Genomic DNA, 15,971 nt, shown 5'->3' on the forward strand with positions numbered 1-15,971 from the left:
CGGGGAATGCGAGGTGACCCGGAACGGGAGTGACATGGTCGCCGACGCCGTCGTCCGGCGCCCCCGGCACGGGGCCGGAGGGTGCGACGACGCCGGCGTACGGAGGAGTGGGTCCCCGTGAGCAACGCAGCACTTGAACGCGCCGAGGCGGCGAAGCTCCCGCAGGACGACATCATCGGCATCCTGCTGACCCAACACGCCCGCATCCGGGAGCTGTTCGCCGAGGTGCACGTGACGCTGGGCGACGCGAAGAGAGCGAAGTTCGGCGAATTCAGAGCCCTGTTGGCCACGCACGAGGCCGCCGAGGAGATGATCCTGCGTCCCGTCGCGCGGAAGACCGCGGGGGAGGACGAGGCCGCGGCACGCAATGCGGAGGAGAGGGAGGCCGAGCGGATCCTCTCCGAACTGGAGCAGATGAACCCGGACCGCTCCCAATTCGAGGCGAAGCTCTCGGAGTTCGAGAAGGCCTTCCGTGGTCACGCGGACCGCGAGGAGCTGGAGGAGTTCCCGGCCGTACGCGACGGCTGCTCGCAGGAGCAGCGGCAGAAGATGGGCAGGAGGCTGCTGAGGGCGGAGCGGACCGCGCCCACACACCCGCATCCCGCCACGGCGGGATCGCCGGCGGCCCAGTGGGCGGCCACCCCCTTCGAGTCGCTCCTGGACCGGGCCAGGGACGCTCTGGGCGGCACACGCCGCCGTCGCTGACACGGGGCGCCGTCCGGCCGCTCCCCGCCCCGGCGGCCCTCCCCAGGCCGGACACGACGGCAGCACCCCCGGAGGGGCCGACCGATGTGCGTCGCCGGACCCCCGTGGGGCGGCCCGACGTGTGAAGCCGGTGCAACGATCGGGGAACGACGCGTGGAGCACTGGTCAAAACGCCCTGATTACGGCCACTTTGCCGCCGTACGTATGGATCGACCCGCCCGCACCGGTGGTTAGACTCACCCGACTGCTAAGAGGGGGAGCACGGGCAGCAGCGGGAGGAGCTGGATGGTGCAGGCGAAGAAAATCGCGATCTACGTCCTCACCGTGTTCGCCCTGTATACGATCATCACGTCCCCCGCCAGGGCCGCGGACCTCGTCCAGATCGGCTTCGAGGGGATATCGAGCGCCGCCCAGGGAGTCGGGAACTTCATGACCGAGGTGGTCAGGTAGCGCCCCTGACGGCGCAACCGCTCCCCTTTTCCCGCGGGCTTCCCGCAGGTTCCGCGAGCACCGCTCAGGCGCTCGGCACGCACGGGCACACCGGCACGTCCCGCCGCTTCCCGGCATTCGGCCCTGGCCCGTCACCGGTGCGAGGGCCGCGTTCCCGCACGAACGGGAGCCGTACGGGCCCGCGAGTCGTACCGGCATCCGCGTCCGGTGGTCCCTACAGGCGCCGGTGAAACTCCTCAACTCACCACCAACACGGCAATTTACGGTGCTTGCGCACGTTGCACATGTCTTGTGATGCTATGACCGCTTTTGGCCGATGCGTGGATCGAAACCGACCCGGACCCGAAGAGGTGGTGGCTGAGTGGCGGCGACCCAGACCCGCGAGAGCCGCAGCGCGGAGGCCCGGGCGCTGACCCAGGAGCTCTTCGAGCAGCTGGCCGAGCAGGACCCCGGCACCGCCGGACACGAACGAGTGCGCACCGCACTCATCGAGGCCAATCTTCCCCTGGTGCGCTACGTCGCGGCGCGCTTCCGCAGCCGCAACGAGCCGATGGAGGACGTCGTCCAGGTCGGCACGATCGGACTCATCAACGCCATCGACCGCTTCGACGCCGAGCGGGGCGTGCAGTTCCCGACGTTCGCCATGCCGACGATCATCGGGGAGATCCGGCGCTACTTCCGGGACAACGTCCGCACGGTGCACGTACCGAGGCGCCTGCACGAGATGTGGGTGCAGGTCAGCAGCGCCACGGAGGACCTGACGACGGCGTTCGGACGCTCGCCCACTACCGCCGAGATCGCGGAGCGCCTGAAGCTCACCGAGGAGGAGGTTCTGGCCTGCATCGAGGCCGGACGCTCCTACCGCGCAACGTCGTTGGAGGCGGCGCAGGAACGCGAGGACGGCCTGCCGGGCCTGCTCGACCGCCTCGGCTACGAGGACCCGGAGCTGGACGGCGTCGAACACCGCGACCTCGTACGGCACCTGCTCGTCCAGCTGCCGGAGCGCGAACAGCGCATCCTGCTCCTGCGCTACTACCGGAATCTGACGCAGTCACAGATCAGTGCCGAGTTGGGTGTGTCCCAAATGCACGTATCGCGACTGCTGTCGCGCAGCTTCGCGCGCCTCCGTGCCGCAAATCGAATCGAGGCATAACCGAACAGAGTGAGGCAAGTTGGCGGCTCAACTTCCTCAGCTGTGCAGTTTTATCGACATGGGGCTACGTCGTGTTGCCTACTTGTGACATTCTGCAAGAGCTGCGTTTGACGCGACGGCGCTTCCGGTATGCAGGGGGAGGTGCCCCCCTCACACGAGGGCGCCGCTGCGATCCGTCCGCGACCTCAAGGGGGTGGCATGTCCGTAGAACTGGGCAGCTCGAAGGTGCTCACAGAGAACACGACCGACGCCGTCGACGCCATGGGAGCCCCCGAAGCCCCCGCCGACCACGCCATCGACACGCGCACCCTCTCGCGCTCCCTCTTCCTGCGGCTCGCCACGCTCTCCAAAGCTTCCCCTGAGCCTGGCGGCTCGGGAGATGCCCCCAGCACGGAGCGTACGTACGTGCGCGACACGCTCATCGAGCTCAACCTGCCGCTCGTGAGGTATGCCGCGGCGCGCTTCCGCAGCCGCAACGAGCCCATGGAGGACATCGTCCAGGTCGGCACGATCGGCCTGATCAAGGCGATCGACCGCTTCGACGCCGAGCGGGGCGTGGAGTTCCCGACGTTCGCCATGCCGACGGTGGTCGGTGAGATCAAGCGCTTCTTCCGTGACACCTCATGGTCGGTGCGGGTGCCCAGGCGCCTTCAGGAGCTGCGCCTGGCGCTCACCAAGGCGAGCGACGAGCTGTCGCAGACCCTGGACCGCTCCCCGACCGTCCCCGAACTCGCCCACGCCCTCGGGGTGTCGGAGGAGGACGTCGTCGACGGGCTGGCCGTCGGCAACGCCTACACCGCCTCCTCGCTGGACTCCCCCGCGCTGGAGGAGGACGGCGGCGAGGGCTCGCTCGCGGACCGGCTCGGCTACGAGGACAGCGCGCTGGAGGGCGTGGAGTACCGCGAGTCGCTCAAGCCGCTGCTCGCCAAACTGCCTCCGCGTGAGCGGCAGATCATCATGCTGCGCTTCTTCGCCAACATGACGCAGTCGCAGATCGGCGAGGAGGTCGGCATCTCGCAGATGCACGTCTCCCGGCTGCTGACGCGCACGCTGGCGCAGCTGCGTGAAGGGCTGATCGCGGAGGAGTGAGCGCCGTCGTGTGCGCTCCGCCCGTACGCACCGCTGACGTACGGGCACGTCGTTCGCGCCACGCTTCCGGCGCCGGACTGCGGCAGGGCCGGGCACGCCTCGACCGCCCCGGCCGTGGACCGGGACGCACGCTCCGGGGCGCCATCCGGGACGGCCCGACTCACTTCGTGCGCGAGTGCGGGACGGGGTGGGTCAGGAGATCGCCAGAACGACCGCGCCCACGATGACTGCGACGGCGATGACGACGCCGACGATCAGACCGACCCGGGGGCGGGACGACTGCACCTCCGGTGCGCCGCGTCGCTGTGCGCTCGCGCCACCGTTCTCCTCGTCGACGAACGCGCGGAACATCTGCGTGCTGCCGGCCGCGTCCTGGGACGGGTCCGGGCCTTGCGGGGCATGCGGGTTGTGAGCCATGGGGCAGGACGATAGCGAACGCTCCGAGGGCGGGAACAGTCCCGGGCCCGGTGGTCGCGCGTGGATCCGAGCGGCAGGAACAGCCGCGCTTTGCTGATTCTTTGCCTCCGCTTGCATACCGATCATTTGCGTACGGCAACACATGGAAATTATAGTTGCCTAAAGCAACGATTTCTGAGCGACGATGCCCGTACGCGCCGCACGCAGCGGATATGAGGGGCCGGCCCGGCGTACGGGCGGCCTCGGCTCCGTCCGGCGGGAGCCTGTTCGCGGGGCGTACGGCCGGCCGACCGCCCGCCGACGCCCCTGTGTTGACGCATCTTCACAACGAGACGAGATGCGTATGGGTCGTCTCGCGGAGCTGATGGCGGTAGACATGTCTGTCACCAGTGGCCACGTCACACACACGGTGGAGCGTGGGTGGATCGAGCGGGCGCCCGTTCCGCAGGACGGACGCTCCCGGCTGCCGTGCCCCGGCGAACGGGGCGCCGACAACTGGACACGCTCTGCGGGGCCACGACCGGGGCCCTGGAGGGCTTCTTCACGACTGGACCGAGCAGAGCGGGGAGGACATCGCAGCTGAAGGGGATGCCGGGCGCCTTCGGGAAGGCTTCGGGGACCGTCGTGCCTCCGTCGCGACGGGCCGGTACTCACCGGGCCGTCCGGCCCGGACGTCGAAGACGGAGGACGGCGGGGCCGGCACGGCCACGGACCGCAGCGAGCACAGCGACCACAGCAGGAACACTGCACCGCACTGAAGAAGAGTTAGGGAAAGAATGGCCACGACCACACCGTCCGGTGTGCAGGGCGCCGGCTCCGGAGGCGGGGCAGGCGACGCTTCGCAGAATCACGCGTCCGCCTCCTCCGGACCGGGGGGCGCCGCGCCCATGACGCACCGGCAGATCATGGAGGCGCTGTCCGGGCTGCTGCTCGGCATGTTCGTCGCCATCCTGTCCTCGACGATCGTCGCCAACGCCCTGCCCAAGATCGTCTCGGAGCTCGGGGGCGGGCAGAGCGCGTACACCTGGGTGGTGACGGCGTCGCTGCTGACCATGACCGCGTCGACCCCGCTGTGGGGCAAGCTCGCGGACCTGTTCAGCAAGAAGGTGCTGATACAGACGGCCATCATCATCTTCGTGCTCGCCTCGGCCAGCGCCGGTCTCGCGCAGAACACGGGCATGCTGATCGCCTCGCGTGCGGTGCAGGGCATAGGCATGGGCGGCATCTCCGCCCTGACCCAGACCGTGATCGCCGCGATGATCTCCCCCAGGGAGCGCGGCCGTTACACCGGTTACATCGGAGCGTCCTTCGCCGTCGCGATGGTGAGCGGGCCGCTGCTGGGCGGCGTCATCACCGACACCAGCTGGCTGGGCTGGCGCTGGTGCTTCTACGCGGGCATCCCCTTCGCCGTCATCGCGCTGCTGCTGCTGCAGAAGACACTGCACCTTCCGGTGCTCAAGCGCGAGGTGAAGATCGACTGGGGCGGTGCCTTCCTCGTCGCGTCGGCGGCCTCGCTGCTGCTGATCTGGGTGACGTTCGCCGGCGACAAGTACGCCTGGCTGTCTTGGGAGAGCTATTCGATGGTCGGCGGCTCGGTGCTGCTGGCCCTGCTCTTCATCCTCGTCGAGGCCAAGGCGAAGGAACCGATCATCCCGCTGCGGCTCTTCCGCAACCGCACCATCGCGCTGACGTCGATGGCCTCCATGTTCGTCGGCATCGCGATGTTCGGCGCGACGGTCTATCTCAGCCAGTACTTCCAGCTGGCACGCGGCGAATCGCCGACGATGGCGGGCGTCATGACGATCCCGATGATCGTCGGGATGTTCCTCTCCACGACCCTCTCCGGGCTGGTCATCAGCCACACGGGCAAGTGGAAGATCTGGCTCTGCTCCGGCGGCGTGCTGCTGACCGCGGGCCTCGGCCTGCTGGGCACGATGCGGCACGACACCGAGTACTGGCAGCTGGCGGTCTTCATGGCCGGCGTGGGTGTAGGCGTCGGCATGATGATGCAGAACCTGGTGCTGGCCACGCAGAACCAGGTGGAGGCGACCGACCTCGGTGCGGCCAGCTCGTCGGTGAACTTCTTCCGCTCGCTGGGCGGCGCCGTGGGTGTGTCCGTGCTCGGCGCGGTCCTCGCACACCGCATCACGGACTACGTCGATGACGGCCTGGACAAGCTCGGCATCCGGCACGGCGGCCCGACGGGCGGCGCAGGCAGCGAGATCCCCGACCTCGCGAAGCTGCCCAAGCCCATACGTGAGGTCATCGAGTCCGCGTACGGGCACGGCATCGGCGACATCTACCTCTACGCGGCGCCCGCGGCGCTGCTGGGCCTGCTGCTCGTGCTGTGGGTGAAGGAGGTGCCGCTGAAGACGATGCCGGGCATGAGCCAGGGCGAAGCCGCCGCCGCGGACTTCCTCCAGCAGAACCCCGCGTTCGCCGCCGGTCAGGCGGGGCAGGGCGACGCCGGCGACTTCATCCCGCCCGGATACCAGCCCGCGCGGCCCGCGCCGGGCGAGGGCGACCCGAACGAGCCCCTGGCCAACTCCCAGCACTGCGTGCTCGGCACTGTCAGGAACGCGGAGGGCAACGGGGTGCCGCGTGCCGCCGTGACCCTGATCTCGCTGAGCGGGCGTCAGCTCGGGCGGTCGGTGGCGCGCGGCAACGGCCGCTACGGCATGGACACCCCGGGCCCCGGAACCTATGTCCTGATCGCCGCCGCCGACGGTCACCAGCCGCAGGCGACGACGCTGACCGTCGGCGACGAGCCGCTGAGCCACGACGTCCTCCTGGCGGCGACCAGCGGGCTCGCCGGGCGCGTGCGCGGCTCGGGCGACGGGCAGCCGGTACGGGCGGCGATGGTCGTGGTCACCGACGACCGCGGCGAGGTGCTGGCCACCGGACGCACCGGCGAGCGCGGCGAGTTCGCCTTCGACGAGCTCGTCACCGGCACCTTCACGCTGGCGGTCAACGCGCCCGGTTTCCGGCCCGTGGCCCGGCCCGTGGAGGTCGAGGGGCAGGGCATCACCCGCATCGACGTCGAGCTGGCGGCGGGCGCCCGCGTGCAGGGCGTCATCCGTGCCGGTGTCGACGCCAGTCCCCTCCCGGACGCGCGCGTGACGCTCGTCGACGCGGCGGGGAACGTCGTCGCCACCGCCACGACAGGTGAGGACGGCGCGTACGGGTTCACCGACCTCGACGCGGGCGAGTACTCGATCATCGCCAGCGGGTATCCGCCGGTGGCCAGTGCCCTGAGTGTCGAGGGCGCGGGACCGGACTCCCATGACATCGAGCTGCACCACCCGGACGAGTGAGCCTCGTCCCGTCGTCCGGGCACCCCTGAGCGGTTCGAAGGGGCGCCCGGGCGGCCGGGAAGGGACACAAAGCGGACGCCGCCCGAAGGCCGGACCAAGAGGTGCGCAGAGCGGAACCGGAAGATCCCGCAACGCACTTCCCGCGTCGGTGACGCGGAGGGAAGACTGGGCCGGGGCGTCGGGCGGGCGGCCCCGGTTCCGGGACATGTCACGGGGCGGGCCGGACAGACCGGGCCCGAGTGAGAAGGAGCGAATCGACAGATGGCAGGCGCAGGCGTACGGGCGCAGATCCACACCCGAGAGGGATGGCCGGTACAGCACGCCGTGCTGACCGTCACCGATATGACGGGCGTACAGGTGCTCCGTGTGGAGGCCGACGACGACGGTGTCGCACAGAGCGAGGAGGCACTGCCCGCGGGCCCGTACACGGTGATCGCCACCGCTCTCGGCTATGCGCCCGCCGCGGCCACGGCGCTCGTCACCGCCTCCGGCAGGGCGGACCTGGGGACGCTCGTGCTCGTGCGGCAGGGAGGCACCGAACTGCCGCCGCCCGGCCCGTGGACCGTCGACCCCGTCCACTCGACGGTGGGGGCCACGGCACAGCACCTTGGGATATCCAGCGTGCACGGCCGGTTCACCGACTTCCAGGCCCGCATCGAGGTGGACGAGGAGCCGGAGAAGTCCTCCGTGGAGGCCGTCATCCAGGCCGCGAGCATCCAGACGGGGAACAGGATCCGCGACGCGCATCTGCGTTCCGAGGACTTCCTCAACGTCGAGCGTCACCCGCAGCTGACCTACCGCAGTCACGCGATCGAGCCGGCGGGCACGGACCGCTGGACGGTGCACGGCTGGCTGGCGATGCACGGAGTCGTACGCGACGTCACGCTGCACCTGACGTACCTCGGCTACGGGCCCGACCCGTGGGGAGGCACGCGGGCCGCCTTCCGCGCGACGGCGGAGCTGAAGCGCGAGGAGTTCGCGATGAACTACAACCAGATCCTGGCGGCCGGGATCGCGGCGATCGGCACGACGCTCAGGATCGAGCTGGACATCCAGGCGGTGCAGGGCGAGGAGCTGCCGGACCTCGAGTAGGCGCGCCAGCGGACGAGCGGGGCACTGGCCCGGTCGGGGGCCGAGGGCGCAACCGCGGGTCAGGGACAGGACAGCGCCCTGCGGTAACTCCCGGACGGCGGCGGCGAAATGCCGGAAACGGCTGAGGACCCCCGGGCTCCGGGCCCGGCTCCCGGAGTGACCCCGGGGGCCCTCGTATGGACGACCCGGTGGCCCGGCGCAGGTGGCCGGGTCACCGGATCACTTCTCGGTCGGCGCCGTGGCGCCCCTGGTCCGTCAGCTGTTCACGTAGCCCATGTACGTGTCCCAGTTCCAGTTGGGGCCCGGGTCGGTGTGGTCGTTCCCGGGGACCTCGTTGTGGCCGACGACGTGCGCACGGTCCTTCGGGATGCCGTGCTTGTCGCACAGGTGCTTCGTCAGTGCCGCCGAGGAGCGGTACATGGCGTCGGTGAACCACGACGGGTCGTCGACGAAGCCCTCGTGCTCGATGCCGAGGCCGGAGGCGTTGCCTCCCCTCGCGTGCCACGCGGTGTCGGCGTCGCGCACCATCTGGGTGATCTCACCGTCGGAGGACCGCACCACGTAGTGCGCGCTGACTTGGGCCTCGGGGTTCTTGAACCAGCTGATCGTGCCCGCGTACGCGCCCTGGGTGACGTGGATGACGACCTGGGAGATCGCGGCGTCACGGCCGGTGTTGAAGTTGGCCGGGTCGGCCGGGTTCCAGATCGCCGGCGGGTAGTCGTCGCTCTTGGTGCCGGTGCCGGGGGCCGCCGCCTTCGCGAGCTTGCCGCGCTCGGGCGTGACCTTCTCCGCCGACATGCGGACCTTGGTGCCCTTGGACGGGATGCCCTTGCTGACGAAGTCGTAGGCGGCATCGGCGTAAAGGCGCTTGAGCGAGGCGTTCTCGGCACCGCCGTAGGCGGCGACCGCCGGGTACCAGGCCTCGACGCGCTTCCGGTCGGACGCCTTCAGACCGGCCTTGTCGGCCTTGGCGCGGAGAACGGCGGCACCGCCGCGGATGTTGGCGGCGTCGTTCTTCTTCAGGTCGGTCTTCGATTCGCCGGTGAGGTCGGCGGCCTGCTCCAGCGTCTTGCGCTCGGGGTTGCTGACCAGGTGCATCACGCCGAAGCCGTTGTCCTGGCTGGGCTTGCCCTTGTGGCCGTCGAGGTGCGTCTCGGCGTAGCCCACGGAGACCAGGAGGTCGCGCGGAACGTCGAACTCCTTGGCGGCCTGCGTGAACGCCTCGTTCATCGACGGCGCTTCCGCGGGGGGAGCGGCCGTGGCCTGCTGGGTCGCCACCGCCAGGCCCGCCACCAGCGCGCCACCGACGGCCGCTGCCAGGACTCTCTTCCGTGTGTTCATCGGCTCTGTTGCCTCTCTGGATCCAACTCCAGCGCGTGGTGGGGGGGTTGCTGCTCCTGGCGCCGGCCGGCGCGCTGGATCTCTGCCGGTGACAGGGGTGGCGCGGTGCGCCCGTACGCCCTTCCAGGCACGCGTGGTGGTGCCGGGAGGGATTCGGCGCCTTTCCTGGATGCCTGGATGTGCGGGCCGGGGCGGCGGGTGGCCGCCGCCGGCCGGATCAGCAGGTCAGGGGGTGCACGGCAGGGAGACGCCGCGCTCGGACATGTAGGCCAGCGGGTCGTCGCCGACGCCGGTGCCGCCGTCGAGGTGGACCTCGAAGTGCAGGTGCGGGCCCGTCGACTGGCCCTCGTTGCCGACGGAGGCGATCCGCGCTCCGCCCTCTACGGTGTCGCCGACCTGGACGAATCGCTCGCTCATGTGGCCGTACTCGGACACGGAGCCGTCCGGGTGCTTGATGCGCACCCACTGGCCGTAGCCGGAGGCCGGGCCCGATTCTGTGACCTCTCCGGGGCCTGCGGCGAAGATGGGGGTGCCGATGGGGGCGGCGAGGTCCACTCCGTCGTGGCCGTCGTGATAGCCCTGACTGATCTCGGCACCGACGGGACACGAGCCCTGATAGGCCGCTTTCGCGCCGTCGGCGGTGCCGGCGCTCGCCGGCACGGCGACAGCGGTCGCGATCACGCAGCCGCCGGCGGCCGCGAGAGCGAGCAACGCGCGCTTGGCACGTCTGCTGTGGGGACGGAACATGGGGGGTTTCCTTCCACGGATGAAGACGAATTCCGTGCGACCGCCAGTAGACGCAGCGGGCCATGTACGCGACAACCCTGTTCCGCCAACAAGTGACACTTTCTGTGTCACGTGAAGGATTCGGCCCGTACGAATCACCCGCAGCCAAGCGAATTCGGGCTCTTCCTTCCTTGGTTCGACCACTGAAGGAAAGTGCCGTCTCACGTTGTGGACGAACTGAGCGGTGTCGCAGGGGTGTTGAGGTACGAAATCCGCAGCGGTTCGGGCGTGGGCCTGATGACCCTCGCGTGCTTGCCTCAACTCCCCGATGGGGCGGGAGGGTTCACGGCCGGAGGGCCCCCTGGGAGCACCCTCGGCGGTGCGACATCGGGGAGCACCTTCGACATCTCGCGCCCGGCGCCGACGACCGGGCGGGGCAAACGGCAGTCGCCAGCGAGCGGCCCGTGAGCGCACGCCGAACGCCCCTGCCGGCTCGGCGCGTTGGGCCTGAGCGGACAGGGGACGTTCGAGGAGCACGGCCAGGCGGGGCCGGGGCGACATCGTTCCCGCCGATGGGCAGCTGTCAGATCGTGAAAGGCCGCTGCCGGACGAACCTCTTGTTGCTCCGCCCGGTCAGGAAGAGGTTGGGGCTCTGCACCGCGGGCATCGTCTTCAGAATCTCGCGGTGGAACGCCCTGTAGCCGCCCGAGAACTTGCCCTCGTTCCACACTTCGAGGAGCTTCCCGGTGAACATGCCGTTGCGCAGGCCGTCGCCCGCCAGCTGGTTGTCCTGACAGGCCGAGATGAGCAGAACGGACGCGCCGAGGTCCCGGTTGTCCTTGGCGTTGAGTTCACGCTGGATGGAGTCGAAGAAGTCCTTGTCCCGCTCGTACATCTCCGACTGCTTCTCCAACGGCATCAGCCGGGAGGTCTGCTCGACCTCGGCGGGCTCGGTCGTCTGGAACTGGTCCCGCATCGCCTCCGGCGTGAGGATCTCGCGGACCTTGACACCGCTGCCGCTGTGGCAGCTGTCGAGGAACGTGAGGATGCGGACGCCCTCGGCGAACCCCTCGAACTCCTTGAACAACTCGTCGTCGATGTACTCCCGGTCGAAGAGGACCAGAGTCTCGTCGAGCCGGTCGGGCTCGTCCTCGGGGCCGTTGATGTCCGGCACCTGTCCGCCGTGACCCGAGTACGAGAAGAGCAGGATGTCCCCGGCTCCGAGCGTCTTGGCGGCCTTGCGGAGTTCGGAGTTCACGTTGTCGACCGTGGCGTCCTTGGTGAACAGCGTCGTGCGGTCCCGGAATCCGGCCTCCTTGGCGAGGCGGTCCATGTCCCGTGCGTCGTTCTCGCAGGCGATGAGCTTGCCGTCCCAGCCGCCGTACTTCTTGGGATCGACCTTGTTGAGACCTATGTGGATGGACATGCCCTGGCCCATGGAACGTCTCCTTCCCTTCGGGCGAGCAGAAGCACGGATGTGCAGCTCACGCCCGCTGGACGGGTCCTTCCGCGAAGCTAACCCCCCGTTCGGGGGCATGAGAGGACCTGCTGGGCCATACGGGTGACGCAGGGACCGGACGGCCGGGAACAGGCACCGGTGACGGCTCACCAGGACCCGATCACCGGGACGGCGGCCCGGAGCCCGCGTCCCGCCGGGCCCACAGGCGGATATCCGGTGGCGCCTGCCGCACCGGGCCCACTAGACAGGCCCGATGGTCGACCGCCTGTTCTCCGAGCCGGAACTCGCCGAGCTGTACGACACGCTCTGCGCCGGGAGGGACGACTTCGACTTCTATCTGCCGTTCGTGATGTCGGCCCGTACGGTCCTCGACGTCGGCTGCGGAACGGGTGAGCTGCTCCGCATGGCCCGGGACGCCGGCCACACCGGCAGACTGTGCGGCCTCGACCCGGCCGAGGCGATGCTCGCCCAGGCGCGCCGGAGGCGGCCGGGCGTCGAGTGGGTGCTCGGTGAGCCCGAAACCGCGTGCTGGGAGGGCGAGTTCGAGCTGGCCGTCATGACCGGGCACGCGTTCCAGGTCTTCGTGGAGGACGACAGGCTGCGCTCCTCGCTCGCCTCGATCCGCTCTGCACTCACCCGCGACGGCCGCTTCATGTTCGAGACGCGCAACCCGGCCGCCCGCGCCTGGGAGCAGTGGGTCCCGAAGAACGAGGTCGAGGTGACGGATCCCGGCGGTGGCGTGCTGCGCTCGTGGCACGAGGTGGAGTCACCGGTCGCGGGCGACCTCGTCACCTTCACGCATACCCTCACCGGGCCCCGCTGGGAGGTGCCGCAGACGTCCCGCAGCACGCTGAGGTTCCTCGGCGCGGAGGCGCTGTCGTCCTTCCTGACGGAGGCCGGGCTGACGGTGGCGGAGCAGTACGGGGACTGGGACGCCGGGCCTCTGACCGACGGCAGCCCGGAGATCATCACCGTCGCCGTGCGGAGCTGAGCCGGGCCCCGGGGGCCGCCGTGGCAGGACCGGCCCGTACGGGCGGCGCACGTACAGGCGGCGCACCGGCGGGCGAGCCCATGACGACCCCGCCCGCTCACGGCGAAGCGGATCCGCCGCCCTGGCCGTGCACGGTGAGGTCGACGACGATGCGCCGTTCGGTCAGCCCCCGCGCCTGTCGTTCCCAGGCGTCGGGAAGCCCGTCGAGCGGCACGGCCTCGTGGTCGACGGAGAGGCGTCCCGCCGCCGCGTGCCGGAGCACGGCCAGCAGGGCCTCGCCCTTCCGCTCGGTGCTGATCTCGTTGTTCGTGTAGCCGAGGACCCGGGCCGAGCGGCTGCGCACGGTCGCGGAGCTGAAGGTCGCGGTGTCGCCGGCCGAGCCTCCGAGGTTGACCAACCTGCCGCCGGGCGCCAGGAGTTGGAGCGCGGCCGTTGCCGGAACGCCGCACAGCGGATCGATCACGACGTCGACGTCCCGTGCGCAGACGTTCGCGAGCCTCCCGGCCAGCTCGTCGGGCTCGTCGTCGTCGCGCAGGGCGACGACGGCGTCCGCGCCGCACGCCCTCGCCCGTTCCTGGGCTCGGCTCGAACGGGAGGCGGCCACCACCTGGCCGGCGCCGCACAACCGGGCGGCCTGTATCGCCACTTGACCGACGACGCTGCCACCGCCGAGGACAAGCACCTTCTCGTCCGGCCGCAGCCCGGCCTTCCAGGTCAGGGCCGTCCATGCGGCGATGGCTGACAGCCCCAGTGCCGCGACCAGCGTGTCCTCGACGCCGTCCGGGAGCGCTATGAGTTCGGCCTCGGGCAGGAGCACCTGCTGGGCCATACTGCCGTCGCCCGGTGCCATCCCGGCAGAGGTGGGGAACCAGACGCGGGTCCCGCCGGTCAGGCCCTCGGCGTCCTGGACGACGCCCACTCCCTGGACGCCGGGTACGTAGGGAAGCGGCGGCGGGCCGAAGTACGACGTGCCCGTGGCGCACAGGATGTCCAGTGGCGTGATCGGGGCCGCCGTCGTGCTGACCAGCGCGTGTGCCTCGGCGCCTGCGGGCGGCGGGCGTTCCCCGATCGCGGGCGGTGTGCCGTGGCGTTCGATGACGGCTGCTCGCACCGCTGCCTCAGGTCGCGTAGTCGGGGTAGGGCAGCTGGAAGTGCCCCAGCCTGCGGGCGTATTCCTTCTGGAACCCGAGTGGTTCGTGGTCGCGCTCGAACATGGCGATGAACAGGGTGAGGGTGAGGAAGGGATGGGCGCCGAGCTCGAACAGCCGCGGGTAGTCGTGCGTCGCGAGCGCCTCTCGTTCCCCGGGCTCGAACGTCAGCCAGGTGGTGGTCTCCGCCCGGACGCAGTTGAGGATGCTGCCGGCTTGCTCGTCCTCCCACCACTCGACGGTGCCGCGCGGATCGTCCCGGTAGCGCTCGACGAGTTCGGGGTCGCGGTCGATGGTGTAGAGGAACTTGTCCACCAGGTACTTGCTCATGCCGGTGCTCCGTTCGGATACCAGGTGAAGTAGGCCTCCATGGTGTGGAAGAGGTCAAGGCTGTCGACGTGGTCGGCCTTGGCGTTCTCACCGGCGACGCCCATCATCAGCATGAAGTCCATGAATCCGTGAGTGGCGTTCCCCGGAGCGTGCAGACTCTCCAGACTCACCTCGCTCAGGCAGCCCTCCAGGTCACCGTTGGCGATCCAGTCGACGGCCTTGCGGTCGAACTCGGGGTCGGGGCCGTGTTCGCCGAACTGGCGGGGCCCTCCCAGCTCCAGCGACAGATGGCCGGTCCCGATGATCGCCACCCGCTGGTCCGAGGGCCAGGACTCCACGATCTCCCTGATGGCACGGCCCAGTTGGACGAAGCGCTTCGGCTGCGGCAGGGGCGGGGCGAAGATGTTCGTGTAGACGGGCACGATCGGCAGGTCCGCCTCGGGCCGCAGCGTGATGACGGGGCACGTGATGCTGTGGTCGATGCGCAGCTCCTCGCTGAACGCGAGGTCGAACCCGGAGTCCAGCCCCTGCCGCAGGATGTGCCCCGAGAGCTCCTGGTGCCCGTCGAGAAGCATTCGCGGCAACCCGAACTCGCGCTCCTCGTTGTAGAAGTTCCCGTCGTAGAACGGCGCCTTGCCGACAAGGAACTGCGGCATGTTGTCCAGCCACAGCTGATGGAAGTGGTCGCTGCCCACCATCACCAGCACGTCGGGCCTTGCGTGGGTCAGCGTCTCGCGGAACCGTTCGATCTTCGCCACCCATTCGTCGGCGAAGGGCGGCCGTTCGTCACCGGTGGACGTGCTGGCCCGGTAGTAGAAGGGATGGTGCGTGGAGGCGATCACCGCGACGACCTCGGCCATGGCTGCTCCTTCGGTTCGGGTCAGGCTGTCTCCGGGGGCACGGAGAACGCGTTGCGGTCCACGGACAGGTAGATGTCGCTCGCCACGGGCCTGCGGGTCTCCTCGGCGAGCTGCCCGAGCAGGCCGGCGGTGCGCGCGAGGAGCGCGAACCCTCGCAGCAGCTCCCCCGGCAGGCCCAGATCGGCCAGTGCCGCACCGCACACGCCGGCACCGTTGAGCGGCAGGCGCCTGCCCAGTACGTCGGGGTGCACCCGGCCGATGGCCTCGAACAGCCGCAGGTGCGGGCCCTTCAGACCCTCCTCGGCGGCGATGTCCATCAGCCTCGCGGTGCGCGGGTCCCGCTCCTTGTGCACGGGGTGCCCGAGCCCGGGAACGATGCTGCGGGACTTCCTGGCCACCCGCACCGCCGCCAGCGCCGGCACGTCCCATCCGGCCTCGTCGTCCGGGTCCTCCGGAAGCTCCGCGCGGTGCTCCTCCAGTACGCGGGCCAAGTAGCGGCCGCAGTCCTCGGTGACGCCCAGGAACCGTGACCCGCCGCCGAGGAGGCCCGCCGCCAGCGCGCCCTGCAGCGAGTCCGGGGCGGACAGATAGGTGAGCCTCGCGGCGATCGCGGTCGGAGTGAAGCCGTGGTCGGCGAGGGCGACGAGCACCGCCTCGAAGAGGCGGACCTGGCCGGGCGTCGGGCGCTGCTGCGTCACCAGCCACATCGCCAGCTCGCCGAAACCGACGTTGCCCATCAGCTCGGTGGCCAGATCGTGCCCGAGCAGCGAGATCGTCTCGGCGTCCGACGTCCCCAGCGACGTGGGGTACGACGGTGTGCCGGGCGGTGAGCTGTCGTCCACTCGGTGAACTCCTCGGCGGTTTCGGTGTCCGGTCGTCAGCGGTGTCGGTGTCCG

General features: G+C 70.0%; 16 protein-coding genes. 8 read left to right on the forward strand and 8 right to left on the reverse strand.

The annotated features are described in order from the left end of the window. Positions 1-117 precede the first annotated feature (117 nt). The 4 genes from I004_RS0130820 to I004_RS0130835 all read left to right on the forward strand — a co-directional run bounded on the left by I004_RS0130820 (position 118) and on the right by I004_RS0130835 (position 3,397). Complete coding sequence (locus tag I004_RS0130820; protein ID WP_028438618.1) at positions 118-705, forward strand: hemerythrin domain-containing protein; 588 nt, start codon at positions 118-120, stop codon at positions 703-705. A 288-nt stretch (positions 706-993) separates the two neighbouring features. Beyond that, the gene (locus I004_RS40020; RefSeq protein WP_199779502.1) at positions 994-1,155 is read left to right on the forward strand and encodes a hypothetical protein; all 162 of its coding nucleotides are present in this window, start codon (positions 994-996) and stop codon (positions 1,153-1,155) included. Between the two features lie 361 nt (positions 1,156-1,516). Beyond that, positions 1,517-2,308: an RNA polymerase sigma factor SigF gene (locus I004_RS0130830; RefSeq protein WP_028438619.1), complete on the forward strand. Its 792-nt coding sequence runs from the start codon at positions 1,517-1,519 to the stop codon at positions 2,306-2,308. A gap of 198 nt (positions 2,309-2,506) precedes the next feature. Continuing rightward, positions 2,507-3,397 (forward strand): RNA polymerase sigma factor SigF, encoded by an 891-nt coding sequence (locus tag I004_RS0130835; RefSeq protein ID WP_028438620.1) that lies wholly within the window; start codon positions 2,507-2,509, stop codon positions 3,395-3,397. 192 nt (positions 3,398-3,589) lie between these two features. Here the strand turns inward: I004_RS0130835 and I004_RS0130840 are convergent, their stop codons facing one another. Next, positions 3,590-3,814 (reverse strand): hypothetical protein, encoded by a 225-nt coding sequence (locus I004_RS0130840; protein WP_028438621.1) that lies wholly within the window; start codon positions 3,812-3,814, stop codon positions 3,590-3,592. A gap of 376 nt (positions 3,815-4,190) precedes the next feature. On the opposite strand from I004_RS0130840, the gene I004_RS40670 reads away from it, so the two are divergent. From I004_RS40670 to I004_RS0130850, 3 genes are all read left to right on the forward strand, one after another. After that, positions 4,191-4,397, forward strand: coding sequence for a hypothetical protein (locus I004_RS40670; protein WP_486580720.1), 207 nt, complete (start codon positions 4,191-4,193; stop codon positions 4,395-4,397). Positions 4,398-4,701: 304 nt separating this feature from the next. Further along, positions 4,702-7,128 (forward strand): MFS transporter, encoded by a 2,427-nt coding sequence (locus tag I004_RS0130845; protein ID WP_037978659.1) that lies wholly within the window; start codon positions 4,702-4,704, stop codon positions 7,126-7,128. A 261-nt stretch (positions 7,129-7,389) separates the two neighbouring features. Further along, positions 7,390-8,220 carry a YceI family protein gene (locus tag I004_RS0130850; protein ID WP_028438623.1) on the forward strand — a complete coding sequence of 277 codons (831 nt, stop codon included), beginning with the start codon at positions 7,390-7,392 and terminating at the stop codon, positions 8,218-8,220. Between the two features lie 255 nt (positions 8,221-8,475). On the opposite strand, the gene I004_RS37220 is transcribed toward I004_RS0130850, so the two are convergent. From I004_RS37220 to I004_RS0130865, 3 genes are all read right to left on the reverse strand, one after another. Further along, on the reverse strand, positions 8,476-9,561 hold the full coding sequence (locus I004_RS37220) for a peptidoglycan recognition protein family protein (protein WP_037978503.1): 1,086 nt from the start codon (positions 9,559-9,561) through the stop codon (positions 8,476-8,478). A 225-nt stretch (positions 9,562-9,786) separates the two neighbouring features. After that, positions 9,787-10,308, reverse strand: coding sequence for a M23 family metallopeptidase (locus I004_RS0130860; protein ID WP_028438624.1), 522 nt, complete (start codon positions 10,306-10,308; stop codon positions 9,787-9,789). A gap of 562 nt (positions 10,309-10,870) precedes the next feature. Further along, on the reverse strand, positions 10,871-11,725 hold the full coding sequence (locus I004_RS0130865; RefSeq protein WP_028438625.1) for a caspase family protein: 855 nt from the start codon (positions 11,723-11,725) through the stop codon (positions 10,871-10,873). 274 nt (positions 11,726-11,999) lie between these two features. Here I004_RS0130865 and I004_RS0130870 point away from each other — a divergent pair, with 274 nt between their 5' ends. Continuing rightward, on the forward strand, positions 12,000-12,737 hold the full coding sequence (locus I004_RS0130870; protein ID WP_028438626.1) for a class I SAM-dependent methyltransferase: 738 nt from the start codon (positions 12,000-12,002) through the stop codon (positions 12,735-12,737). Between the two features lie 97 nt (positions 12,738-12,834). On the opposite strand, the gene I004_RS37225 is transcribed toward I004_RS0130870, so the two are convergent. Genes I004_RS37225 through I004_RS0130890 form a run of 4 tightly spaced genes read right to left on the reverse strand, consistent with a single transcriptional unit; the run spans position 12,835 to position 15,917 of the window. Next, a complete protein-coding gene (locus tag I004_RS37225) occupies positions 12,835-13,848 on the reverse strand; it encodes a zinc-binding dehydrogenase (protein ID WP_078511956.1) in 1,014 nt (337 codons plus the stop codon). 7 nt (positions 13,849-13,855) lie between these two features. Next, a complete protein-coding gene (locus I004_RS0130880) occupies positions 13,856-14,215 on the reverse strand; it encodes a hypothetical protein (RefSeq protein WP_028438627.1) in 360 nt (119 codons plus the stop codon). After that, positions 14,212-15,075: a DODA-type extradiol aromatic ring-opening family dioxygenase gene (locus tag I004_RS0130885; RefSeq protein ID WP_028438628.1), complete on the reverse strand. Its 864-nt coding sequence runs from the start codon at positions 15,073-15,075 to the stop codon at positions 14,212-14,214. The genes I004_RS0130880 and I004_RS0130885 overlap by 4 nt, the downstream gene beginning before the upstream one ends. A 20-nt stretch (positions 15,076-15,095) precedes the next feature. Beyond that, positions 15,096-15,917, reverse strand: coding sequence for a citryl-CoA lyase (locus I004_RS0130890; protein WP_028438629.1), 822 nt, complete (start codon positions 15,915-15,917; stop codon positions 15,096-15,098). Positions 15,918-15,971: the final 54 nt, after the last annotated feature.

Source organism: Streptomyces sp. TAA486, assembly GCF_000426165.1.